This is a genomic window from Comamonas koreensis (genome assembly GCF_014076495.1).
Lineage (GTDB): Bacteria > Pseudomonadota > Gammaproteobacteria > Burkholderiales > Burkholderiaceae_C > Comamonas > Comamonas squillarum.
The window spans coordinates 1,246,913-1,269,287 of the sequence record NZ_CP043575.1; the positions used below are offsets into that span (position 1 = coordinate 1,246,913).

Below are 22,375 nucleotides of genomic sequence, written 5' to 3' on the forward strand. Positions count from 1 at the left end.
GTGATTCCGTGCAACGCAATATCTTTTTGAAGACCCTGGCCGTATCGGCCGTCGCCATGCTGGGCCTGGGTGCGGGCCTCGCGCATGCCGCCGATCCGCTGGAAGTGCCGTTCTACTACCCTGTGGCTGTGGGCGGCCCGATCACCAAGGTGATCGACGGCTATGCGAATGACTTCAACAAGGCGCATCCGCAGTACAAGATCACGCCGATCTATGCGGGCACCTACCAGGAGACCATCGTCAAGGCGCTCACCGCCAACAAGGCGGGCAAGGCGCCGGCCACTTCGGTGCTGCTGTCGACCGACATGTTCACGCTGATCGACGAAGACGCGATCGTGCCGATCGACGACTTTGCCAAGACCGATGCCGACAAGGCCTGGCTCAAGGGCTTCTACCCCGCCTTCATGGCCAACAGCCAGACGGGTGGCAAGACCTGGGGCGTGCCTTTCCAGCGCTCCACCGTGGTGATGTATTACAACAAGGACGCCTTCAAGGAAGCCGGCCTGGACCCGAACAAGGCGCCCGCCACCTGGAAGGAGCTGAGCGAGGCGGCCAAGAAGCTCACCAAGAAAGACGCCAGCGGCAATGTGACCCAGTACGGCATTCAGATCCCGTCGACCGGCTTTGCCTACTGGATGCTGCAGACCCTGACCACCCCCAACGATGTGCTGCTGGCCAACGAGGCAGGCACCAAGGTGAATTTCGACAACCCCAAGGTGATTGAGGCGCTGGACTTCTGGGTCAACCTGGCCAAGGAAGGCCTGCACCCCAAGGGCGTGGTCGAGTGGGGCACGACGCCCAAGGACTTCATGGAAAAGAAGGCCGCGATCATCGTCACCACCACCGGCAACCTGACCAATATCAAGGCCAACGCCAAGTTTGATTTCGGGGTCGGCCAGATTGCCGGCCATGTGCGCAAGGGGGGCTCGCCCACCGGTGGCGGCAATTTCTACATCTTCAAGAAGGCACCCAAAGAGCAGCAGCAGGCCGCCTTCGAATTTGCCAAGTGGGTGACCCAGCCCGAGCGCGCTGCGCAGTGGAGCATGGACAGCGGCTATGTGGCCGTATCGCCTGCCGCCTATGACACGCCGATCCTGAAGCAGTACGGCCAGGATTTCCCGCAGGCGCTGGTGGCCCGCGACCAGCTGCCCGTCTCGGTGGCCGAGTTCTCCACGCATGACAACCAGCGCGTGACCAAGGTGCTGAACGATGCCGTGCAGGCCGCGCTGAACGGCACCAAGACCTCGGCGCAGGCGATGAAGGATGCGCAGAAGGAAGCGGACCGCATCCTGCGCAGCTACCAGTAAAGCCGTACCCGGCGTGGCCTGCTTGCAGACCATGCCGGGCCAGGGCTGGGGCAAGGCCCCAGCCCGGTTGAGAGAACCCAACGCATGAGCGCCTCTTCCTCGTCCATTGCCGGCAGCGGCCAGCGCAGCATCCACGCCTGGTTGCTGCTGCTGCCTGCGCTGGTGCTGCTGGTGGCATTCACCCATTGGCCGGCCGTAGCCACCTTCATCGACAGTTTTTATTCCACCCCCAAGGGCGCGCGTGCGGCGGTGTGGGTGGGTGTCGAGAATTACCAGGCGATGGCCGATGACCCGGTGTTCTGGCAGGCGGTGCGCAACAATCTGTGGTTTGCGGCGGCCACGATTCCCGCGTCCATCGGCCTGGCGCTCTTGATGGCGGTCTGGGTGAATGAGCGCATCGCAGGCCGCACCTTTGTGCGCATGGCGTATTTCACGCCCACGGTGCTGCCGATGATTGCGGTGGCCAATATCTGGTTGTTCTTCTACACGCCGCAGTACGGCCTGCTGGAGCAGGTCACCGGCGCGCTGGGCCTGCCCTCGCACAACTGGCTGGGCAGCCCCTCGACCGCGCTGGCGGCCATCACCTTGGTGGCAGTGTGGAAGGAGGCGGGCTTTTTCATGATCTTCTACCTGGCTGCGCTGCAAACGCTCAACCCCAGCCTGAAGGAGGCCGCCGCCATTGAGGGCGCATCGCGCTGGTACTTTTTCCGCCGGGTGCAGTGGCCGCTGCTGATGCCGACCACGGTGTTTGTGCTGGTCAATGCGGTGATCAATGCCTTCCGCCTGGTCGACCATGTGTTTATCCTGACCCGGGGCGGGCCGGACAATGCCACCACCTTGCTGCTCTACCATCTGTATGAGGTGGGCTTCAAGTTCTGGGATACGGCCTATGCAGCGGCCATCACCGTGGTGCTGGTGGTGGTGCTCTCCAGTGTGGCGCTGTTCCAGTTCTTTGTGCTGGACAAGAAGGTGCACTACCAATGAGCCGCAGCCAAGCCCCTGCCGTCATCTACCGCCACACCTGGCTGGACACCGTTGCCGCCTGGCTGCTGGCGCTGCTGTGGATTCTGCCGCTGGCCTATGCGTTCTGGACGGCCTTCCACCCCAGCGACTACGCTATCCGCTTTGACCTGGCTGCGCCCTGGACCTTGCAGAACTTCCGCAAGGCCTGGGACGCGGCGCCTTTTGCGCGCTACTTTTTGAACACCAGCCTGCTGGTGGCCATGATTTTGGCGGCGCAGCTGGTGCTGTCCACCCTGGCGGCCTTTGCCTTTGCGCGCTACCAGTTCCGGGGCAAGAACATCGCCTTCGCGCTGGTGCTGGTGCAGCTGATGATCATGCCCGACATCCTGCTGGTGGAGAACTACCAGACCATGGCCCGGCTGGGCCTGGTCGATACCTTGTTTGCGATTGGCCTGCCGTACTTTGCCTCGGCCTTTGCGATCTTTTTGCTGCGCCAGACCTTCATGGGCATCCCCAAGGAGCTGGACGACGCCGCGCGTGTCGAAGGGGCCAGCACCTTGCAGATTCTCTGGCGTGTCTATGTGCCGCTGGCCCGGCCCGTCTACACCGCCTTTGCGCTGGTCTCCGTGAGCTTTCACTGGAACAACTTTCTCTGGCCGCTGATCATCACCAACAGCGTGGAATCGCGCCCGCTCACCGTCGGGCTGCAGGTGTTCTCCAGCGTGGAGCAGGGCGTGGACTGGTCCACCATCACTGCCGCCACCTTGATGACCTCGGCGCCGCTTCTCGTCGGCTTTATCCTGTTCCAGCGCCAGTTTGTGCAGAGCTTTATGCGGGCAGGGATCAAATAGCGGAAGGCATCAGCACGCCACCACAGCGCCGCGAGAATGTGGCGCTGAAGTTCTTTGCGGCTGTCCCTTCACTGGCCGATGCGGGCGCTGTGACAGAAAGCCTGGGCGGTGCGCTGCTGCCCAGTAACGGGTCACCCTGTCCCCGCGGCCTGCTGAGCCGCAGTTTCCGCTCAGGCCGGTTGCTGCTGCGTGGTGCAGTGGATGCCGCCGCCGCCCGCCGCGATGGCGTCGATATTGAGCTGCACAATCTCACGCCCCGGGAACTGCTCGCGCAAGAGGGCGCGGCTGTTGCGGTCAGCGCGGGTATCGCCAAACTCCGCGCTGATCACCGCGCCGTTGCAGACGTAGAAGTTGATATAGCCTGCCGCAAAATCCTTGCTCTCATACTGCGGCCGGACTTCGTCAGGCCCCGGCATGCGCAGCACCTGCAAGGGGCGGCCACGCGCGTCCGCCGCCTTGCGCAAGATGGCCAGGTGGCGCTGGGTGACCGCATATTCTGGCGAGGACCGGTCGTTGTCAACACCGGCAACCACGACCCCGGGCGCGCAGAAGCGGGCATAAAAGTCGGTGTGGCCATCGGTGATGTCGTGGCCGGCAATGCCGGGCAGCCAGATCACCTTGTCTATCCCCAGCACCCGGTGTAATTCCTGCTCGCACTGCGCCTTGCTGACGCCGGGATTGCGGTTGGCGTTGAGCACGCAGCTCTCGGTGATGATGGCGGTGCCCTGGCCATCCACTTCAATGCCGCCGCCTTCCAGGACCAGGCTGCTTTTCAGCAAGGGCACCCCTGCCGTACCGGCCACAAAGGCCGCGACCTGGGCGTCATGGCGGTGGGATTGCTTGCGGCCCCAGCCATTGAAGTTGAAATCCACCCCGGCGAGACCGCCGCCTGCCGTCTTCACAAATACCGGGCCGGTGTCCCGCATCCACAGGTCATCGATGTCTTGCACCAGCAGCTTGACCTTGCTGCCGCACAGGCGCGCGGCCAGGTCGTAGTCCTGGGCGTTGACCAGCATCTGCACCGGCTCCATCTGGGCAATGGTCTGGGCAATCAGTGCCAGGTTGGCCTGTGCGCCCGCCTTCAGCCGCCGGCCCCAGATTGCGTCACTGGCACCAAAGGCCATCCAGGTCGCAGCATGGCGCTCGCCTTCATCGGGCATGCGCCCTTGGCGGTCTGCCGCGGGCGCCGACTGCGCTGGCATGCCTGCCGTTGTGCCAGCGGCCAAGGTGGCGCCGGCCGAGAGAAATTGTCGTCGTTGCATGGTGGTGGCTCCCATGGGGTCGTTCGCGCCATCGCGCATCACATCTTGACCTGTCTTCATCACTTTTCCAATGGCTCCTGTTCGGAGCCGTTGCGTTGCCGAATATTCGGACGAGGTCGCATTGTGGATGGCGGTAGGTATGAGATCAAATGATAAGATTTGTGCTAATTCATTAATATCTCTCATATGTCAGAGCCGCGTATCCCTTCGTTGAAGCTGTTGATGGGGTTTGAGGCCGCCGCCCGGCATGGCAGCTTTTCACGCGCAGCCGATGAGCTGCATGTGACCCAGTCTGCGATCAGCCACCAGGTGCAGCAGCTCGAAGCGCAGCTGATGCAGCCGCTGTTTCGGCGTGCGGGGCGCGGTGTGGAGTTGACCATCGCAGGCGAGGTGCTGCTGCGCAGCGTTCAGCGCTCGCTCACCGTGCTGCGCAGCGGCATGGAGCGCATTGGCACCTACCTCGATCCGGGCCTGGTGTCCTTGGTCTGCCCCGCGCCGCTGTTGCGCGGCTGGCTGCAGCCCCGGCTGCCCGCGTTGCATGCGCTGCTGCCCGGGCTGAGCCTGGTGCTGTCGGCCGACGAGAGCGCCCGCTTTGTCGATGAGATCGATGTGGACATTGCCATCAGCCGCAGGCCGCTGTTGCAGCCAGGCTTGGATGAGCGGCCTCTGCTGCAGGACGAATGGCTGCTGGTGGCCGATGCGGGTATCGCCCAGAAGCTGGGCCGCATCCCGCAGGAGCAGCAACACCTGCATGCCGATCTGGTGTGCCTGGAAGAAAGCCTTACTTCCGAAGCCACGGCGCCGCTTTTCCTGGGGCCGCTGGCGCAGTTCCGCAAGCGCGCCATGTATGACGATGCGCGGCTGGTGCTCGATGCCGTGCTAGCCGCGCAGGGCATCGCTTGCTTGCCCAGCCTGTTGGTGGAAGGGAGCGTGGCAAGCGGGCGGCTGCAGCTGCTGCCAGGCTACCCGCGCTTGCCGGGCACCACCTGGTGGCTGTCGGGCGTGTCTGGGCCCGCCCGTTCGGACATGGTTGCGCAGGTCTTCCAGTGGCTGGGCGCGCAAGGCCAACCACGGTGACCGTGTGCCCGGTGCTGCGCCAATGGTGCGAGGCATTTACCCTGCGATGCGCAGGGTCTGAAAATTATGTATGATGAGCATCATGCGAAATGAAACTTCCAACACCCGGGCTGCCGCCAAGCAAGCGACGCATGAGCGCATTGTGTCCGTTGCTGCCCGCGCCATCCGCCGCAGCGGCTATGGCGGCACGGGGGTGGCCGACATCATGAAAGAGGCGGGCCTGACGCATGGGGCCTTCTACGCGCATTTCGCCTCGCGCGAGGCAATGCTGGCAGAAGCTGCGCAGCTGGCGTGTGCAGAGTCTGCTGCCGCGGTGGCCGAGGTTGCGACCCAGGCAACCCCTGACCAGGCCTGGGATGCCGTGCTGCGCGCTTACCTCTCGAAAGCCCATGTGCAGCATGCCGAGCAAGGCTGCCCGCTGGTGGCCTTGGGGTCCGAGACCGCACGCCAGGCGCCGGAAGTGCGCCGCGTGACCACCCAGCACATCAAGGGCATGGTGGATCTCATCGCCCGCCAATCGCCCGATTGGGGGCAGGCGCAAGCGCATGAGCGCGCTATGGTGGCCTTGTCCACGATGGTGGGCAGCCTGCTGCTGGCCCGCGCGGTGGACGACGCGGCGCTGTCGGACAGCTTGCGCGAAGCGGCGCTTCAGCATCTGCTGCCCGCCGATCGGGCGGCAGACCTCGCACCCGGCAGCAGCGCCTAGCAGCGCGCTGCTTTTTTTTGATTTTTAATATGATGAATATCATGCGAGATAAGACCATGCAAGCGTTTGTGCTGGATCGCTATGGCAAAAAGAGCCGGTTGCGGTTGGCGCATGTCGACAAGCCGCAGCCGCGCGAGGATGAGGTGCTGGTGGAGGTGCATGCCGCTGGCGTCAACCCGCTGGACGCCAAGATCCGAAGCGGTGAGTTCAAGCGCATCCTGCCTTATCCCCTGCCACTCATCCTGGGCCACGACATCGCTGGGGAGGTGGTCGAGGTGGGATCCCGGGTGCAGAAGTTCAAGCGCGGCGATGCGGTCTATGCGCGGCTCGATGATTTGCACATCGGCGGTTTTGCGCAGTGGGTTGCCGTCAAAGAGGCATCGTTGGCCCATAAGCCCCAAGGCATCACGATGGAGGAAGCGGCTTCCATCCCCTTGGTGGGTTTGACGGCATGGCAGGCCTTGGTTGACAAAGCGGCGTTGCGTCCTGGGCAGAAGGTGTTCATCCAGGCAGGCGCAGGCGGGGTGGGCAGCTTCGCCATCCAGCTGGCCAAGCACCTGGGCGCCACAGTGGCAACCACCGCCAGCGCCGCCAATGCAGCGTTCGTCAAAGGCCTGGGTGCGGATACCGTCATCGACTACAGAGCCCAGAAGTTCGAAGACGTCCTGCACGGCTACGACGTGGTGCTGCACAGCCAGCCCCGGCAGGCGCTCGGTGCATCGCTGCGCGTGCTGCGCAGCGGTGGACAGCTCATCTCCCTCTCAGGCCCCCCCGATCCCGACTTTGGCAAGGCGATCGCTGCACCCCGTCTTTTGACGTGGGTGATGCGGTGGCTGAGCGCAGGCATCCGCGCAAAAGCCAAGGAGCGGGGTGTGGGCTATTCGTTCCTCTTCATGCAAGCCAGTGGCGAGCAGTTGCGCGAGATCGCCGCGCTGATCGAGTCGGGCGCGGTCCGTCCGGTGGTGGATCGCGTTTTTCCCTTCGAATGCACCCCTGAAGCGCTGGCCTATGTCGAGGCCGGTCATGCCAAAGGCAAAGTCGTCATTAAGCGCCCGTGAGCGCTCTTTCAACCTCGGTAAACGTGGAGATTCCCATGAAAATTGCTAACGCTGTCGTTCTTGTCTCAGGTGCCAACCGTGGCATCGGCCAGGCCTTTGTGCGCGAGTTGCTCGCCCGCGGTGCCCGCAAGGTCTACGCCGGTTCACGCGATCCCGCCAATATCAGCCCCCAAGCGGGGGTGCATCCGCTGCGGCTGGATGTCAATAACCCCGAGGATGTGGCGGCGGCCGTGGCGCAGGCGCCCGATGTGACCCTGGTGATCAACAACGCCGGCATCGCCCAGCCGGGAGGCTTTCTCGCCGAAGACAGCGAAGCGGTGGCTCGCCGCATCTTCGAGACCAATTTCTTCGCGGTGCTGCGCATGAGCAAGGCCTTTGCGCCGGTGCTGGCGGCCAATGGCGGTGGTGGCTTGCTCAATGTCTTGTCGATTGCCTCCTGGGTGAATGGCAGCGAACTGGCCGCCTATTCGGCGAGCAAATCGGCCGCCTGGTCGCTGACCAATTCGCTGCGCTACGAACTGGCCGCCCAGAAGACGCAGGTGCTGGGCCTGCACATGGCCTATGTCGATACCGACCTGACACGGGGGCTGGATGCCCCCAAGTCCAGCCCGGCCGACATTGTCGGCCGCACGCTCGATGCGCTCGAAGCGGGGCTGGACGAGGTGCTGGCCGATGACCTGACGCAGCAAGTCAAGCGCGGGCTGGCGGCGGACCGGCCGAGCTATCTGCCGCAGCGTTCTTAAGCTCTGGCCACCGGCAGCGCCTATCAGCGGTGCAGCACCAGCTGAAAGCCTTCTGACGCTGAAGGCGCTGCAAAGTGCTGGCTGATCAGCTCAAACTGCGCATCGCTGGTTTCAAATGGATGCTCGCCAGACGCATTGCGCACCCGCAGGCGGCGCTTGCATTCTTCGTCGGGCAGCTGCAGCCAGTGCAGCGCATGCGGGGCACCGGCTGCCTCAAAAATGCGGCGCGCCCAGGCGCGGGTGGCGGGGGTGTTCGATGGGAAATCCAGCACCACCGAGGTGCAGGCCTGGAGCAGCGCCACGATGTGGGGCTGCATCGCGCCCCGCAGTCGTTCAGACAATCGGACGTAGTCCTGGACCGAGACCAGCGCATCCGGGTAGAGCTGGGCGAGCCAGGCGTCTTCGCTGACCAGCACCGTGCGGGGCTGCGCCGCGAGCTGCCGGGCCAGGGTGGACTTGCCGGAGGCGATCTTGCCGCAGAGCAGGTGCAGGGTGCCGGTGTGGTTATTGGCTGAGGTATCAGGCGCTTGGCTAGTGTTCATTCCATCTCCTTCGAGGAAACCCCAGAGACGGAAAACCCACCTCCAGGGTGGGTTGCATGGTGACCTGGCCGCGCGCTATCCCACCGTCGGTATGACGATGCGAATAATTCGGGGGGTGGTGCACAGGGCCATCTGCGCAATGTAGCAGAAGTAAGAACAGAAGGCCAGACAGCGTGCAGCGCTGCGTAGCGTCAGGCGCGCCGCTTGGTCAGGCGGATATCGCCATCGCCCACATCGCGCTCATCGCCCCAGCCCAGGTGGCGGTAGAGGCGCGCGGCGCGGCTGGCTTTGGCTGTCTCCAGCCAGGCTGCTTCATGCTGCGCCAACAAGGCCTGCTCGCCGGCCCGGCACAGCGCGGTGCCCAGACCCCGGCCTTCGCAGCCGCTGCGCACAAACAGTGCAAACAGGCAGGCACTGCGCAGGTCCACCATCGCAAAGCCGGCGACCTCGCCATCGATGGTGGCGACCCAGGCGCAAGGGGCGCTGCGAATAGCCTCGGCAATGGAGGCGGGCGTGATGCCGGCGGCGGCCAGTTCTGCGCTGGTCATGCTGTTTTCCGTGACCGCCAGGCGCACCTGGAACATGGCGTCGACGTCGCCCACGGTGGCAGGGCGGATTTGAAAGGAATCTGGCTGGGGGTTGCGCATCGCCCGACTATAAGCGCGCAGGGGCTGGCTTTGGCTGCAGGCATGGCAAACGCATCGCCGCTGCTGCACAATCACCGGCAACTGCGCCAGCGGGCGCGGCTATCCACAGAGTTTCCCACATGCAAATACTGAGCTGGAATGTGCAATGGTGCTGCGGCCTCGATGGCCTGGCCGATCCGGCGCGCATCGTGCGCCATGCGTTGGCGATGGGCGAGGGCGCGGGCGCGGGCGGCATCGATGTGCTGTGCCTGCAGGAGGTCGCGGTGGGCCACGGCGCGTTGGCGGGCGCGCCGGGTGACCAGGTGGCGCAGCTGCAGGCGTTGCTGCCGGGCTGGCAGCTGTTTTTTGCCGCCACCACCGATGGCTTTGATGCCAGCGGCCAGCGCCGCAGCTTTGGCAATCTGGTGGCCAGCCGCCTGCCGGTGGCCGAGGTGGCGCAGCACCGGCTGCCCTGGCTGGCCGAGGCCGGTGTGGTGAGCATGCCCCGGGGCTGCTTGGTGGTGACGGTGCGTGACCCGGTGCTGGGCCTGGTGCGCGTGATGTGCACGCATCTGGAATACCACAGCGCCAGCCAGCGCCTGGCGCAGGTGCAGGCCTTGCGGGCGATCCATGCCCAGGCTCTGGCGCAGCTGCAGGCGCTGCCCGCTGCGGCATCGGCGGCCACGCCCTACACCACGCCGGTGCACACGCCGCACGCGGTGTTGTGTGGCGATTTCAACCTGCACGCCGGTGAGGCGGCCTATGCCGCGCTCGTGGCCTTGCAGGACGATGGCACGCCACTGTGGCATGACAGCTGGCCGCTGCTGCATGGCAGCGCGCCGCAGCCGGCCACCTTCTGTGTGTTTGACCGCAGCTGGGGCCCCACGCCGGTGGCCTGCGATTTTGCGCTGGTCAGCGACAGCCTGCGCAGCCATGTGCGGGCCTGGCACAGCGACAGCACCACGCAGCTGTCCGACCACCAGCCGGTGCTGATCACGCTGGCTTGAAATATGCGGCACCGGCCTGCAACTGGCGTTTGCATCGCTGCCTATGATGGGCAGCAGGAGAGTGCCCCATGACCGAAGACAGCCTGCACATTGTGTGCCCCCATTGCCATACCACCAACCGCGTGCAGCGCGCGCAGCTGGCCCAGCAGCCCGATTGCGGCAGCTGCCACCAGCCCTTGTTCACGGGCGAGCCTGTCGCGCTGGATGCCGACAGCTTTGCCAAGCAGCTGGGGCGCAACCACATTCCCGTGGTCGTGGACTTCTGGGCGCCCTGGTGCGGCCCCTGTCTGCAGATGGCGCCGGGGTATGCGCTGGCTGCCAAGCAGCTCGAACCCCGGCTGCGCTTTGCCAAGCTCGATACCGAGGCTTATCCGCATGTGGCCCAGCCCTTCAATATCCGCAGCATTCCGACCATGGTGGTGTTCAAGGGCGGCCAGGAGGCGGCCCGCATCTCCGGCGCGCTGCCGCCCGCTGAGATCGTGCGCTGGCTGCAGTCGGTCTTGTAAACGCACTGCGCCACGAAAAAATGCCATCCGTCGGGATGGCATTTTCTTTTTGAAGCGAGCGCGTGAGTGGCCACACGCTCTCTGAACCGTTTTACAGCTTCACAGCTTGCGGGGTGCCGGTCAGGTAACCCACCGAGGCGCCAAACTTGTTCTTGTAGTTGGCGTTGATCAGCGGATCGAGCTGGTCCTTGATCTTGGCGTGCAGCGCGCTCCAGTCACCAGGGTGCTGGAAGTTGCTCATGATGTAGGTCCAGCCGTTGGCCTCGTCCACCGCGTGCAGGCCGGTCGATTCCGCGCCGGCAGGGGTCGACAGGATGCGCGAGAGCTGCTTGGTGTCGGCGTTGTAGGCCCACAGGAAGTTGTTCACGTGGTTGCCGCTGTCTTCGCCGATGAACAGGGTGCGCATCTTTTCGGAGAACTTGAGGTTGTCCGGGCTGGCGATCTTGTCGGGGTTGGAGGTGTTGCCCAGTGCGTCGGCGGCAATGTCCTCGCCCATCATCAGCATGTGCGATTGCTGTGGCACCCATTCGCTGTTGATGGTGGCGCCCTGGCGGTCCTTGATGCCGCCGCCCAGGTTGTGGGCCAGCACGCCGCCGGCCTTCACGGTCTTGGGGAAGGTCACGTTGTGCTTGGCATTCCAGGCCTTGTCACCGTTGATCATCGAGGTCTGGATGTTGGCCAGTGCCGAGTAGGCCACCTTGTCCTTGATGTTGACGGTGGTGCCTTCCATCTTGGTGAACGCCATCGAGCCGCCCACCAGGTTGGCATAGCGGTGGGTTTCGAGGAAAGCGGCTGCCTTTTCCATGCCGGGCTTGAGCTTGAGCCAGGCGGCCTTGCCGTCCAGGAACACTGCGGTGTAGCTGGCATCCTGCGGGTCGGTGGTCAGCGACTCCATGATGTCGGCCGGCTTGAGGCTGTTCGCCAGCGCTTCGATCTCGGCGCTGGTGGCGTGGCCCAGGTGGATCCACTCCATCTTGGCGGTCGAGGTGTCGGTCAGCACTTCGGTGTAATGCGCGACGTACAGGTTGCCAGCGGACAGGTCTTTTTCCTTGTCGGCCACGAACATGAACAGGCCGCCGTTGGTGTAGTCATCGCCCATCAGCGCGGTGCGGTTGTCGGGCATCACATGGATCAGCTCGTGCGAGATGCGACCCAGGCAGTAGTGCTTCTTGACCGTGCCGGTGCCGTCCTTGTTGACGGTGATCTCGGGCAGGTGGCCGTAGTGGTAAGGGTTGGCCGTGGTCTCGTTGCCGTACACGTGCTTGCTGAAGGCCTTGAACTGGGCCGAGCTGGCAGCGGTGAAGGCATCGGGCTCGTACTCTTCGCTGGACAAATGGGTGTTCCACGGCGAGAGGCTGGCGCCGCAGGTGATCCACAGGCCATGGGCCTTGGACATGTCGACGTTGTGGTATTTGACCAGGCTCAGCTTGCCGGTGTCCTGGTCCTGGTCCAGGGTCAGCACGGCGATGGGCGAGGGCAGGGTGCCATAGGCATCGGCGCCCGACTGGTCCTTGGAGGTGTACTCGAACTGCACCACGGCAAACACGGGCTTGCCCTTGACGCCGTCGACCTTGGCATCGGCGACCTGGATGATCGAGGAGCCATCGGGGCAGTCAGAGAAAAACTGCCGCTCGCTGCCGGCCACGGACTTGTCCATGATGGGCTGGTTGTTGATGTCGTAGTAGCCACCCGCCAGGATCTTGCCGCCCTTGCCGTCCGCCACCATGTCGCCGGTGACAAAGAAGGATTGGTAGGCCAGCGCCACTTCGCGCTTGCTGTCGTCGGCGTAGAGGATGGTCATCACCGCGGTGGTCGAGGTGGTCGCCATCGCTGCGGGGTTGGTCAGGTTGGGCGCTGCCATGTTGGAGAAGCTCACCGACTTGAAGGCCGCCGTCGGGCCATCGTCATCACCACCGCCGCCGCAGGCGGTCAGCAGGCCTGCTGCAGACAGGGAGCCGGACAAGGGCAGCAATGGTGCGCTGCCCAGAAATTGCAAAAGACGGCGACGCGAGGTCAGCACTGCGCTCATATCGGTAACTCCGTGGGGTGTTATGTAGTGTTTGGATGCACCACAGAGGCCCATGAGAGATCCAGGCCAACATACTCTGTGGTGCGCACGGAGTATCGGCGGCGACCGTGGCAGAGGCGTGACGCTGCTGTGTCGTTTTTATGACGATGAAGTCAAGGCGTGTTGCCGTCTTGCGCCACCCAAGTCAGGTGCTGCGCCGGTGTGCGGCACGCGTTGGCGCACCGCCCTTCGAGGGGGAGGGGCGTGTTTCCGAGGCCAGCGCGGCGGCTGGCGCGGTAAACAGAAATATTGCCTGCATTGTGGTCATCCGTGTGTAGGACATGTGATCTGGTCAAAGCGCCGCTAAGGTGCTAAAACCAAGTCACGATAACGGTTGCCTAGGGAGGCTCTGCAAAACCCTCGCCAAATGGTATGGCCGCATTTGCGCCATGGCAGGGAGTTTTGCAGAGGGGTCCTAACAAGTTTGCGGCACGGTCTGCCCCTTGAGTGCCGCCACGGAGGTCGTATGGATGTGATCAGCAACTCTGCCGCTCGCTACGTGCGCCTGCGCGAAGAGGAAATGTCGCTCGACGAGTTTCTTGCTTTGTGCCAGCGCGACCCGATGGTCTACGAGGGAGCGGCACACCGCATGCTGGCCGCGATTGGCGAGCCCGAGATGATCGACACGCGCAACGATCCGCACCTCTCGCGTCTGTTTGCCAACAAGATGATCCGCCGCTACCCGGCGTTTGCCGAGTTCTATGGCATGGAAGACTCCATCGAGCAGGTGGTGAGCTTCTTCCGCCATGCCGCCCAGGGCCTGGAAGAGCGCAAGCAGATCCTCTACCTGCTTGGCCCCGTCGGGGGCGGCAAGAGCTCCATCGCCGAGCGCCTGAAGTACCTGATGCAGAAGGTGCCGTTCTACGCGCTCAAGGGCTCGCCGGTGAACGAGTCACCGCTGGCGCTGTTCGACCCCATCGAAGACGGCCCGGTGCTCGAGGAGCAGTTCGGTATTCCGCGCCGCTGCCTCAACCATGTGCTCTCGCCCTGGGCTGTCAAGCGCCTCGATGAATACGGGGGCGATATCCGCCAGTTCCGCGTTGTCAAGCGCTACCCCAGCATCTCGCGCCAGGTGGGCGTGGCCAAGACCGAGCCGGGCGATGAGAACAACCAGGACATCTCGAGCCTGGTGGGCAAGGTCGACATCCGCAAGCTGGAGAACTATGCCCAGGACGATACCGACGCCTACAGCTACTCGGGCGGCCTGTGCCTGGCCAACCAGGGCCTGCTGGAGTTTGTCGAAATGTTCAAGGCGCCCATCAAGGTGCTGCACCCGTTGCTGACCGCAACGCAGGAGGGCAATTACAAGGGCACCGAAGGCTTTGGCGCCATCCCCTTTGATGGCATCGTGCTGGCCCACAGCAACGAGAGCGAGTGGAAGGCCTTCCGCAACAACCGCAACAACGAGGCATTTTTGGACCGGGTCTACATCGTCAAGGTGCCATACTGCCTGCGGGTCTCGGAGGAGGTACGCATCTACGAAAAGCTGATCCGGGAATCGTCGCTCGCCAGCGCGGTCTGCGCGCCCGGCACGCTCAAGATGATGGCGCAGTTTGCCGTGCTCACACGGCTCAAGGAGCCCGAGAACTCCAGCATCTTCAGCAAGATGCAGGTCTACGACGGCGAGAGCTTGAAAGACACCGACCCGCGCGCCAAAAGCTACCAGGAGTACCGCGACTATGCCGGCGTGGACGAGGGCATGTCGGGCATCTCCACCCGCTTTGCCTTCAAGATCCTGTCCAAGGTGTTCAACTACGACAGCACCGAGGTGGCGGCCAACCCAGTGCACCTGATGTATGTGCTGGAGCAGCAGATCGAGCGCGAGCAGTTCCCCGCCGAGCTGGAGACCAAGTACACCGGCTACATCAAGGAATACCTGTCGCCGCACTACGCCGAGTTCATCGGCAAGGAAATCCAGACCGCGTATCTGGAGAGCTACAGCGAGTACGGCCAGAACATCTTTGACCGCTACGTGACCTACGCCGACTACTGGATCCAGGACAGCGAGTACCGCGACACCGACACCGGCGAGGTGTTCGACCGCAATGCGCTCAATGCCGAGCTGGAGAAGGTAGAAAAGCCCGCCGGCATTGCCAATGCGAAAGACTTCCGCAACGAGATCGTCAACTTCGTGCTGCGTGCGCGTGCCAACAACCAGGGCAAGAACCCCAGCTGGACCAGCTACGAGAAGCTGCGCCTGGTGATCGAGAAGAAGATGTTCTCCAACACCGAAGAGCTGCTGCCCGTCATCAGCTTCAACGCCAAGGCCAGTGCCGAGGATGCACGCAAGCACGAGGACTTTGTCACCCGCATGGAGGCCAAGGGCTACACGCCCAAGCAGGTGCGCCTGCTGTGCGAGTGGTACCTGCGTGTGCGCAAGAGCAGCTGAAGCAAAGATAACGGCGCGCCGGCACCGAACGCGCCGGGTCATGGATGGGGGCATAGATGGCATTGCAAATCATCGACCGCAGGCTCGCCGGCAAGAACAAGTCGGTGGGCAACCGCGAGCGCTTTGTGCGCCGCTACAAGACGCAGATTGCCGAGGCGGTGCGCCGCGCGGTGGCCAAGCGCGATATCCGCCACATCGAGCAGGCCGAGAACATCACCATTCCGCGCAAGGACATCCAGGAGCCCGTCTTCCACCATGGGCAAGGGGGCGTGCGCGACACCGTACACCCGGGCAATACCGAGCATGTGCGGGGCGACCGCATTGCGCGGCCCCAGGGTGGTTCGGGCGGGGGCGGAGGCTCGCAGGCCAGTGACAGCGGCGAGGGTGAGGACGACTTCACCTTCACGTTGACCAAGGAAGAGTTCATGGAGCTGTTCTTTGAAGACCTGGCGCTGCCGCGCCTGTTGCGCACCCACATCGCCAGCACCTTGCAGTACAAGACGCGCCGCGCCGGTTACAGCCACGACGGCACGCCACACAATCTGGCCGTGCTGCGCACCATGCGCGGCGCGCTGGGCCGGCGCATTGCGCTGACCAAGGCGCCGCACCGTGAGCTCAAGGCGCTGGAAGACGCGCTGGCAGAGCTCATGGCGCAGGATGACGGCACCAGCGAAGCAGTGGCCGAGCTGCAGCAGCGCATCGCCGTGCTGCAGGCGCGCATGGGCAAGGTGGCCTTTCTCGATCCGCTGGACCTGCGCTTTCGCAGCCGCACCAAGGTGCCCGAGCCCAGCAGCCAGGCGGTGATGTTCTGCGTGATGGATGTCTCGGGCTCGATGGACCAGTCGCGCAAGGACCTGGCCAAGCGCTTTTTCATCCTGCTGTACCTGTTTCTCACGCGCCACTACGAGAAGATCGAGATCGTCTTCATCCGCCACCACACCCAGGCGGCCGAGGTGGGCGAGGATGAGTTCTTCCATTCCACCGAAAGCGGTGGCACCGTGGTGAGCAGCGCGCTGGTGCTGCTCGACCAGGTCATCCGCGCACGCTACCCGGCAGCCGACTGGAACATCTACGTGGCCCAGGCGAGCGATGGCGACAACTTTGGCGACGACGGCGGCAACTGCCGCAGCCTGCTCGCTGACAAGATCCTGCCGCTGGCGCGCTACTTTGCCTATGTGCAGGTGGCACCGGACGAGCAAAGCCTCTGGCAGGAATACAGCCAGCTGTTGCCGCTGTTCTCGCATTTCGCGATGCGCAAGGTGGCCGTGCCCGGGGATATCTACCCGGTGTTCCGCGATCTGTTCAAGAAGGAGGGGGTACCGGTATGAACCCGTCGCAATACCCCGTGCTGGCACGGCGCAAAGGCTCTCCGCATTGGAAAGTGCCCTTCTCCGGTGACCGTTCCCAGCGCGACGTGCCCGCCACGCCCCGGCCTGCTGGCCAGCGCCCGAACCAGCCCTTGCCCGACCCCAGCGACTGGACCTTCGAGCTGATCGAGCGCTACCACGCCGCCATTGCCGCGACGGCCGAGCGCTACGGACTGGACACCTACCCCAACCAGCTCGAGGTGATATCGGCCGAGCAGATGATGGACGCCTATGCCAGCGTCGGCATGCCCGTGGGCTACCGGCACTGGAGCTATGGCAAGGAGTTTCTGGCCACCGAGCGCCGCTACCGCCGCGGCCACATGGGCCTGGCCTACGAGATCGTCATCAACTCCAACCCCTGCATCAGCTACCTGATGGAGGAGAACACCACCGCGATGCAGGCGCTGGTGATTGCCCATGCGGCCTACGGGCACAACAGCTTTTTCAAAGGCAATTACCTGTTTGGCATGTGGACCGATGCGGGCAGCATCATCGATTACCTGGTCTATGCCCGCGACTTCATCTCCCAGTGCGAAGAGAAGCACGGTATCGATACCGTGGAGCAGTGGCTCGATTCCTGCCACGCGCTGGCCAACCTGGGGGTGGACCGATACCGCCGCCCGTCCAAGAAGACGCTGGCGCGCGAGCGCGCCGAGCGCGAGCAGCGCGAGGCCTATGCCCAGCAGCAGGTCAACGAGCTGTGGCGCACCCTGCCGGCGCGCCCCGACAAGAACAGTCCGGCCCAGCACCATGAGCGCTTTCCCAAGGAGCCCGAAGAGAACCTGCTGTACTTCATCGAGAAGAACGCGCCGCTGCTGGAGCCCTGGCAGCGCGAGGTGGTGCGCATTGTGCGCAAGATTGCCCAGTACTTCTACCCGCAGCGCCAGACCCAGGTGATGAACGAGGGCTGGGCCACCTTCTGGCACTACACCCTGCTCAACACCTTGTACGACGAGGGCTGGCTCACCGACGGGGTAATGATTGAATGGCTGTCATCGCATACCAATGTCATCTACCAGCCGCCCGCCGGCCACCGTGCCTACAGCGGCATCAACCCCTATGCACTGGGCTTTGCGATGTACCGCGACATCCAGCGCATCTGCGAGCACCCCACTGACGAAGACCGGCGCTGGTTTCCCGATCTGGCCGGCACGCCCTGGCTGCCGGCGCTGCACCATGCGATGCAGAACTACAAGGACGAGAGCTTTATCGGCCAGTACCTGAGCCCCAAGCTGATGCGCGACATGCGCCTGTTCTCCATCCATGACGACGCCAGCGAGCGCGAGCTGCTGGTCAGCGCCATCCACAACGAAGACGGTTACCGCAACCTGCGCCAGACCCTGTCACAGCAGTACGACCTGGGCGCGCGCGAGCCCAATATCCAGGTCTGGAACGTGAACCTGCGCGGCGACCGCTGCCTGACCTTGCGCCACACCCAGTACCAGGGCCGCCCGCTGTCCGACGATGTGCAGGAGGTGCTCAAGCACGCCGCGCGCCTCTGGGGCTTTGGCGTGCAGCTCGAAAGTGTGAACGGCGATGGCACGGTGCCGGTGTTGCTGCATTCGGTGGCGGCGCCGCCAGCTTGACTTGGCGGTGCCTGACCCGGCGCCGCAGCTGCTCAAGGCTGCCCGGTAGCAGGGCCTGCGGCGGCGTCGGCTGCCACCATCTGTGCCACCGCCTGGCAGCGCGCATCATGCACCATCGCGCCAATCTCGGCACCTTGGCGGCCGCTGCGGGCGGCGCGTTCTGCCACCTCCTTGGTGCTGACGGCCTGCGCGGCGGCCAGTAGGCGCAGCAGCTGCGCGCGTTGCGGGTAGGGCTTGTCTTGCAGGCCCAGCCGCCCCTGCGCATCGCACTGGCAGGCCAGCAGCGCCTGGCCAAAGCGTTCGGGTTTGCGAAAGGCGTCGCAGCGCTCGAGCAGGCGCACGACGGCAGCGGGCGCAATGCCCGGGCTGCGGTGGATATTGCCGTGTTCGGCGGCCACCACCAACGCCAGCTCGGCGCAGTCGCTGGGCACGCGCAGGCGCTGCTGCAGCTTGCGGGCCAGCTCCACACTGCGCTCCTCATGGCCGATATGGCGGGGCAGCACATCGGCCGGGGTCGTGCCCTTGCCCAGGTCATGCGCCAGGCAGGCCCAGCGCACGGGCAGCGCGGCGTCCAGCTCGGCGGCGCGGTCCAGCACCATCATCACGTGGATGCCGGTATCCACCTCGGGGTGGTAGTCGGCGCGCTGGGGCACGCCCCAGAGGCGGTCCAGCTCGGGCAGCAGGCGGGCGAGGGCGCCGCAGTCGCGCAGCACCTCGAACATGCGTGAGGGCCGGGCCTCCATCAGGCCGCGTGCCAGTTCCTGCCAGACGCGCTCGGGCACCAGCGCATCGACCTCGCCATCGGCGACCATCTGGCGCATCAGCGCAACCGTTTCCGGCGCGACGGAAAAATCCTGGAAGCGCGCCGCAAAGCGCGCCAGGCGCAGGATGCGCACCGGGTCTTCGCGGAAGGCGTCGGTCACATGGCGCAGCACCCGGGCCTGCAGATCGGCCTGGCCGCCATAGGGGTCGGTCACCGGGTCGCTGCCATTCCAGTTCACTGGCGCGGCCATGGCATTGATGGTCAGGTCACGCCGGGCCAAGTCCTGCTCCAGCGTCACATCGGGCGAGGTGGCGATGCTGAAACCCCGGTAGCCCCGGCCGGACTTGCGCTCGGTGCGGGCCAGCGCATATTCCTCATGCGTGCGCGGGTGCAGAAACACCGGGAAATCCTTGCCGACCGGCACAAAGCCCTGGGCCAGCATGGCCTCGGGCGTGGCACCCACCACCACCCAGTCGTGGTCATTCACCGGCAAACCCAAGAGGCGGTCCCGCACTGCGCCGCCGACCATGTAAGTTTTCATCGTGCGAGTTTACTTGCGTACCGGCTGCACATAGATGCCGCTGTCGTGCAGTTCGCCTTCGGCCGACTCGATGCGGGCCACCGCCTGCGGGCCAGCGCGGCTGACCAGCACTTCCAGCAGCGACTCGGACAGTGCCTGGGCGGCGGTGACCGAGGGGAAGAAGGACGGGCTGTTGACGGCAAACAGCAGGGTTTCATCGGCCGCCAGCGACAGGGGCGAGGCCAGGCTGTCGGTCAAGGCCAGCACCTTGCAGCCGCGCGCGCGGGCCAGCTCCACCGCATGCACGGTTTCCTGCGAGTAGGGGGCAAAGCTGATGGCGACCAGTGCATCGCCCGCATCGATGGCGCGCAGCTGCATCTCGCGCACGCCGCCCATGCCTTCGAGCAGGTGCACCGAGCGGCGGAACAAACGATAGACATAGACCAGCGAGAAGGCCACCGGAAAGCAGGCGCGCATGCCCATCACATGCACCTGGTCGGCCGTCTCCAGCAGCTGGGCGGCGGCGGTCAGGCGCGCTGCGCTGTGCTGCTCGGTCAGGTCCAGGTTGCTGCGCTGCATCGCAAACATCTCGGCGGTGAGCTGCTGGTCCTGCGCGCGGCCCAGCAGGCTGCGGGCGCGCTCGCCGTATGCGTTGGCCACTTCTCCGGTCAGGCCCATGTCGGCGGTCAGCGCCTGCTTGAACGGGTTCCAGCCCTCAAAACCACAGGTCTGGGCAAAGCGCACCAAGGTGGTGGGGGGCACCTGGGCATGCTGGCCCACGCTGCGCATCGATTGCGTCACCACCTCATTGGGGTGGTCGAGCACATAGCGCGCCACTTGCTGCAGCGACGGGCTCAGGGAGGCAAAGCGGTCTCGCAATTGGTCGATTACGCCCATGGCGGCGGGTCTTTCTTCAGATTGAGGGAAATCACGGGTAGCCATTGTGCGGCATGGATCATATGATCCGAAAAAAATAAAAAAGGAGCAAAAGTTCTAAAACGCCGCAAGGCATTGGCCGGTACCGACGGGGTGCCAGAGGATCATGGATATGCAAGGAAAAATGGGTGTGAAGCGTGCGGTGGCTCTGGCTGCCCTGGTGTGTGCCTCTGCGGGCGCGATGGCGCAAAGCAGCAGCACGCTGGACAAGATCAAGAGCTCGGGCGCCATCACGCTGGGTTACCGCGAGGCCTCGTTCGGCTTCTCCTACCTGGACGCCAACCTCAAGCCGATCGGCTACAGCATCGATATCTGCGCGCATATTCTGGACGCGATCAAAGCCAAGCTGCAGTTGCCGGAGCTGAAGGTGAACTACCAGGCGGTCACCTCGGCCAACCGCATTCCGCTGGTGCAAAACGGCACCGTCGATCTGGAATGCGGCTCGACCACCAACCTGGTGGAGCGCCAAAAGCAGGTGGCCTTCTCGCCGGACATCTTCCGCTACAACGTGCGCATGCTGGTCAAGAAGAGCTCGGGCATCAAGGGCATTGCCGATCTGCAGGGCAAGTCGGTCGCCACCACCACCGGCACCACCTCGTTCCGCCTGCTGCGCCAGGCCGACCGGGCCAGCAAGCTCGACGTCACTAATGTGCCGGGCAAGGACCACACCGAGTCCTTCCTGCTGGTGCAGGGCGACAAGGCCGCCGCCTTTGTACTGGACGACATCCTGCTGGCCGGCCAGATCGCCAACGCGCGTGACCCGCAGAACTACGAGATCGTTGGCGAGAGCCTGCGCACCGAGAACCAGGCGCTGATGCTGCGCAATGACGACCCGGCCTTCAAGCAGCTGGTGGACGAGACCGTCTCGGGCCTGATGCAATCGGGCGAGATGGAAAAGCTCTACCAGCGCTGGTTCATGTCACCGATTGCGCCCAAGGGCATCAATATCAACTACCCGCTGAACGCGGAAACGCGCGATGCCTTTGCCAACCCCTCGTCCAAAGGGATCTGAGCGCCGATTGCGCACAGCCCGCTGAACACCGGCAGCCAGGCAGCCACGCCGCAAAGTGACCAGGACCAGGGGCCAGCCCCTGGTCTTTGCTTTATTGCGGCACCAGGCCGGCGGCCTTGACCAGCTGCGCATGCAGGCTGATCTCCTGCGCAATGGTTTGCTGGAACTGCTCCGGCGTGGTGGGCGCCACTTCCATGCCCACGTCCTGCAGCTGCTGCCGGATGTCGTCGCGCAGCAAGATGGCCTGCACCTGGCGGTTGAGCGCATCGACGATGGGGCGCGGTGTGCGCGCCGGGGCCAGCAGGCCGATCCAGGTCTGCATCACCATGTCGGGGATACCGGCCTCGGCCATGGTCGGCACCTCGGCAATCAAGGGTGAGCGCTTGTCGCTCATCAGCGCCAGCGCGCTGAGCTTGCCGGACTTGAGGTGGGGCAGGGCCTCGGGCAGCGGCGCAAACAGCAGGTCCACATTGCCGCCCAGCATGTCGTTGATGGCGAGGGCACCGCCTTTGTAGGGCACATGCGTCATCTGCAGATGGCCCCGGGTCTCGAACATCAACGCTGCCAGGTGCTGGGGACTGCCTTCGCCCGAGCTGGCATAGGTCACGAGGGTCGGCTGGGCCTTGGCGGCGGCCAGCACGGCCGCGGCGTTGGGGAATTTCTTGCGGTCCTTGACCACCAGCACCATGGCCTGGTTGGCGAGCTTGGTGATGGGCGCAAAGTCGGCCTGCGGGTCATAGGGCAGGTCCTTGAAGATGCTTTTGTTGGTGGTCAAAAAGGACGCGGGCGAGGCCATCAAGGTGTAGCCATCGGGGCTGGCCTTGGCGACCACCGGCAGGCCAATGCGGCCGGAGGCGCCGGCGCGGTTGTCGACGATGAACGGCTGGCCGGTGCTGGCCTGCAGCTGCTGGCCCACCAGGCGCGCAATCATGTCCACACCGCCCCCCGCGGGCAGGGCCACCATCACTTTGACCGGGTGGTTGGGGTAGCTGGCGGTCTGCGCCTGGGCACTGAAGGCCAGGAGACCCAGCGCGGCGGCCAGGCTGAAAAAGCAGTGACGACGATGCATGATGAACACTCCTGAAA

20 protein-coding genes are annotated in these 22,375 nt (G+C 64.5%); 13 read left to right on the forward strand and 7 right to left on the reverse strand.

The window, feature by feature from the left end:
* Positions 1-8: 8 nt before the first annotated feature.
* The 3 genes from F0Q04_RS05620 to F0Q04_RS05630 all read left to right on the forward strand — a co-directional run bounded on the left by F0Q04_RS05620 (position 9) and on the right by F0Q04_RS05630 (position 3,121).
* On the forward strand, positions 9-1,307 hold the full coding sequence (locus tag F0Q04_RS05620; RefSeq protein ID WP_116926659.1) for an ABC transporter substrate-binding protein: 1,299 nt from the start codon (positions 9-11) through the stop codon (positions 1,305-1,307).
* Positions 1,308-1,391: 84 nt separating this feature from the next.
* Complete coding sequence (locus F0Q04_RS05625) at positions 1,392-2,291, forward strand: carbohydrate ABC transporter permease (RefSeq protein ID WP_182344872.1); 900 nt, start codon at positions 1,392-1,394, stop codon at positions 2,289-2,291.
* Complete coding sequence (locus F0Q04_RS05630; RefSeq protein WP_116926657.1) at positions 2,288-3,121, forward strand: carbohydrate ABC transporter permease; 834 nt, start codon at positions 2,288-2,290, stop codon at positions 3,119-3,121. The genes F0Q04_RS05625 and F0Q04_RS05630 overlap by 4 nt, the downstream gene beginning before the upstream one ends.
* Positions 3,122-3,291: 170 nt before the next feature.
* Here the strand turns inward: F0Q04_RS05630 and F0Q04_RS05635 are convergent, their stop codons facing one another.
* Complete coding sequence (locus tag F0Q04_RS05635) at positions 3,292-4,383, reverse strand: agmatine deiminase family protein (protein WP_182344873.1); 1,092 nt, start codon at positions 4,381-4,383, stop codon at positions 3,292-3,294.
* A 186-nt stretch (positions 4,384-4,569) separates the two neighbouring features.
* Here F0Q04_RS05635 and F0Q04_RS05640 point away from each other — a divergent pair, with 186 nt between their 5' ends.
* The 4 genes from F0Q04_RS05640 (at position 4,570) to F0Q04_RS05655 (ending at position 7,967) form a co-directional block, all read left to right on the forward strand.
* Positions 4,570-5,460 carry a LysR family transcriptional regulator gene (locus tag F0Q04_RS05640; protein WP_116926656.1) on the forward strand — a complete coding sequence of 297 codons (891 nt, stop codon included), beginning with the start codon at positions 4,570-4,572 and terminating at the stop codon, positions 5,458-5,460.
* Between the two features lie 70 nt (positions 5,461-5,530).
* Positions 5,531-6,166 carry a TetR/AcrR family transcriptional regulator gene (locus tag F0Q04_RS05645; protein WP_116926655.1) on the forward strand — a complete coding sequence of 212 codons (636 nt, stop codon included), beginning with the start codon at positions 5,531-5,533 and terminating at the stop codon, positions 6,164-6,166.
* Positions 6,167-6,222: 56 nt separating this feature from the next.
* Positions 6,223-7,224, forward strand: a complete 1,002-nt coding sequence (locus tag F0Q04_RS05650; protein WP_182344874.1) for an NADP-dependent oxidoreductase — start codon at positions 6,223-6,225, stop codon at positions 7,222-7,224.
* Positions 7,225-7,259: 35 nt separating this feature from the next.
* Entirely contained in the window at positions 7,260-7,967 is a 708-nt protein-coding gene (locus F0Q04_RS05655; RefSeq protein WP_182344875.1) for an SDR family oxidoreductase, read from the forward strand.
* A gap of 23 nt (positions 7,968-7,990) precedes the next feature.
* Here F0Q04_RS05655 and F0Q04_RS05660 read toward each other — a convergent pair whose 3' ends face one another.
* Both F0Q04_RS05660 and F0Q04_RS05665 read right to left on the reverse strand, forming a co-directional pair.
* Complete coding sequence (locus tag F0Q04_RS05660) at positions 7,991-8,509, reverse strand: AAA family ATPase (protein WP_182344876.1); 519 nt, start codon at positions 8,507-8,509, stop codon at positions 7,991-7,993.
* 191 nt (positions 8,510-8,700) lie between these two features.
* Positions 8,701-9,156, reverse strand: a complete 456-nt coding sequence (locus F0Q04_RS05665) for a GNAT family N-acetyltransferase (RefSeq protein WP_116926652.1) — start codon at positions 9,154-9,156, stop codon at positions 8,701-8,703.
* Between the two features lie 119 nt (positions 9,157-9,275).
* Here F0Q04_RS05665 and F0Q04_RS05670 point away from each other — a divergent pair, with 119 nt between their 5' ends.
* Both F0Q04_RS05670 and trxC read left to right on the forward strand, forming a co-directional pair.
* Positions 9,276-10,142 carry an endonuclease/exonuclease/phosphatase family protein gene (locus F0Q04_RS05670; protein ID WP_182344877.1) on the forward strand — a complete coding sequence of 289 codons (867 nt, stop codon included), beginning with the start codon at positions 9,276-9,278 and terminating at the stop codon, positions 10,140-10,142.
* A gap of 68 nt (positions 10,143-10,210) precedes the next feature.
* Complete coding sequence (gene trxC / locus F0Q04_RS05675) at positions 10,211-10,648, forward strand: thioredoxin TrxC (protein ID WP_116926650.1); 438 nt, start codon at positions 10,211-10,213, stop codon at positions 10,646-10,648.
* 91 nt (positions 10,649-10,739) lie between these two features.
* Here the strand turns inward: trxC and F0Q04_RS05680 are convergent, their stop codons facing one another.
* Positions 10,740-12,677, reverse strand: coding sequence for a PhoX family protein (locus F0Q04_RS05680; RefSeq protein WP_116926649.1), 1,938 nt, complete (start codon positions 12,675-12,677; stop codon positions 10,740-10,742).
* Between the two features lie 505 nt (positions 12,678-13,182).
* Between F0Q04_RS05680 and F0Q04_RS05685 the strand changes: the two genes are divergently transcribed.
* From F0Q04_RS05685 to F0Q04_RS05695, 3 genes are read left to right on the forward strand one after another with little or no spacing between them, the layout of a single operon-like run.
* Positions 13,183-15,105 carry a PrkA family serine protein kinase gene (locus F0Q04_RS05685; RefSeq protein WP_116926648.1) on the forward strand — a complete coding sequence of 641 codons (1,923 nt, stop codon included), beginning with the start codon at positions 13,183-13,185 and terminating at the stop codon, positions 15,103-15,105.
* Between the two features lie 56 nt (positions 15,106-15,161).
* Positions 15,162-16,433 carry a YeaH/YhbH family protein gene (locus tag F0Q04_RS05690; RefSeq protein WP_182344878.1) on the forward strand — a complete coding sequence of 424 codons (1,272 nt, stop codon included), beginning with the start codon at positions 15,162-15,164 and terminating at the stop codon, positions 16,431-16,433.
* A complete protein-coding gene (locus F0Q04_RS05695; protein WP_182344879.1) occupies positions 16,430-18,058 on the forward strand; it encodes a SpoVR family protein in 1,629 nt (542 codons plus the stop codon). Before F0Q04_RS05690 ends, F0Q04_RS05695 begins: the two co-directional genes overlap by 4 nt.
* Before the next feature lie 32 nt (positions 18,059-18,090).
* On the opposite strand, the gene F0Q04_RS05700 is transcribed toward F0Q04_RS05695, so the two are convergent.
* Together F0Q04_RS05700 and F0Q04_RS05705 are read right to left on the reverse strand one after the other, a co-directional pair.
* A complete protein-coding gene (locus F0Q04_RS05700; RefSeq protein WP_182344880.1) occupies positions 18,091-19,362 on the reverse strand; it encodes a multifunctional CCA addition/repair protein in 1,272 nt (423 codons plus the stop codon).
* A gap of 9 nt (positions 19,363-19,371) precedes the next feature.
* The gene (locus tag F0Q04_RS05705; RefSeq protein ID WP_116926644.1) at positions 19,372-20,238 is read right to left on the reverse strand and encodes a MurR/RpiR family transcriptional regulator; all 867 of its coding nucleotides are present in this window, start codon (positions 20,236-20,238) and stop codon (positions 19,372-19,374) included.
* Between the two features lie 163 nt (positions 20,239-20,401).
* Here F0Q04_RS05705 and F0Q04_RS05710 point away from each other — a divergent pair, with 163 nt between their 5' ends.
* Positions 20,402-21,289 carry an amino acid ABC transporter substrate-binding protein gene (locus F0Q04_RS05710; RefSeq protein ID WP_182345558.1) on the forward strand — a complete coding sequence of 296 codons (888 nt, stop codon included), beginning with the start codon at positions 20,402-20,404 and terminating at the stop codon, positions 21,287-21,289.
* Between the two features lie 91 nt (positions 21,290-21,380).
* Here F0Q04_RS05710 and F0Q04_RS05715 read toward each other — a convergent pair whose 3' ends face one another.
* Positions 21,381-22,358, reverse strand: coding sequence for a Bug family tripartite tricarboxylate transporter substrate binding protein (locus tag F0Q04_RS05715; protein WP_182344881.1), 978 nt, complete (start codon positions 22,356-22,358; stop codon positions 21,381-21,383).
* Positions 22,359-22,375: the final 17 nt, after the last annotated feature.

What these genes read in the sequence shown, in the direction of transcription:
- F0Q04_RS05705 (WP_116926644.1), bottom strand. Translation starts at nt 20,238, where the DNA reads ATGGGCGTAATCGACCAATTGCGAGACCGCTTTGCCTCCCTGAGCCCG.
- F0Q04_RS05665 (WP_116926652.1), bottom strand. Translation starts at nt 9,156, where the DNA reads ATGCGCAACCCCCAGCCAGATTCCTTTCAAATCCGCCCTGCCACCGTG.
- F0Q04_RS05690 (WP_182344878.1), top strand. Translation starts at nt 15,162, where the DNA reads ATGGCATTGCAAATCATCGACCGCAGGCTCGCCGGCAAGAACAAGTCG.
- F0Q04_RS05640 (WP_116926656.1), top strand. Translation starts at nt 4,570, where the DNA reads ATGTCAGAGCCGCGTATCCCTTCGTTGAAGCTGTTGATGGGGTTTGAG.
- F0Q04_RS05715 (WP_182344881.1), bottom strand. Translation starts at nt 22,358, where the DNA reads ATGCATCGTCGTCACTGCTTTTTCAGCCTGGCCGCCGCGCTGGGTCTC.
- trxC (WP_116926650.1), top strand. Translation starts at nt 10,211, where the DNA reads ATGACCGAAGACAGCCTGCACATTGTGTGCCCCCATTGCCATACCACC.
- F0Q04_RS05685 (WP_116926648.1), top strand. Translation starts at nt 13,183, where the DNA reads ATGGATGTGATCAGCAACTCTGCCGCTCGCTACGTGCGCCTGCGCGAA.
- F0Q04_RS05625 (WP_182344872.1), top strand. Translation starts at nt 1,392, where the DNA reads ATGAGCGCCTCTTCCTCGTCCATTGCCGGCAGCGGCCAGCGCAGCATC.
- F0Q04_RS05710 (WP_182345558.1), top strand. Translation starts at nt 20,402, where the DNA reads ATGGGTGTGAAGCGTGCGGTGGCTCTGGCTGCCCTGGTGTGTGCCTCT.
- F0Q04_RS05645 (WP_116926655.1), top strand. Translation starts at nt 5,531, where the DNA reads ATGATGAGCATCATGCGAAATGAAACTTCCAACACCCGGGCTGCCGCC.
- F0Q04_RS05630 (WP_116926657.1), top strand. Translation starts at nt 2,288, where the DNA reads ATGAGCCGCAGCCAAGCCCCTGCCGTCATCTACCGCCACACCTGGCTG.
- F0Q04_RS05660 (WP_182344876.1), bottom strand. Translation starts at nt 8,509, where the DNA reads ATGAACACTAGCCAAGCGCCTGATACCTCAGCCAATAACCACACCGGC.
- F0Q04_RS05680 (WP_116926649.1), bottom strand. Translation starts at nt 12,677, where the DNA reads ATGAGCGCAGTGCTGACCTCGCGTCGCCGTCTTTTGCAATTTCTGGGC.
- F0Q04_RS05695 (WP_182344879.1), top strand. Translation starts at nt 16,430, where the DNA reads ATGAACCCGTCGCAATACCCCGTGCTGGCACGGCGCAAAGGCTCTCCG.
- F0Q04_RS05655 (WP_182344875.1), top strand. Translation starts at nt 7,260, where the DNA reads ATGAAAATTGCTAACGCTGTCGTTCTTGTCTCAGGTGCCAACCGTGGC.
- F0Q04_RS05700 (WP_182344880.1), bottom strand. Translation starts at nt 19,362, where the DNA reads ATGAAAACTTACATGGTCGGCGGCGCAGTGCGGGACCGCCTCTTGGGT.
- F0Q04_RS05635 (WP_182344873.1), bottom strand. Translation starts at nt 4,383, where the DNA reads ATGCAACGACGACAATTTCTCTCGGCCGGCGCCACCTTGGCCGCTGGC.
- F0Q04_RS05670 (WP_182344877.1), top strand. Translation starts at nt 9,276, where the DNA reads ATGCAAATACTGAGCTGGAATGTGCAATGGTGCTGCGGCCTCGATGGC.
- F0Q04_RS05650 (WP_182344874.1), top strand. Translation starts at nt 6,223, where the DNA reads ATGCAAGCGTTTGTGCTGGATCGCTATGGCAAAAAGAGCCGGTTGCGG.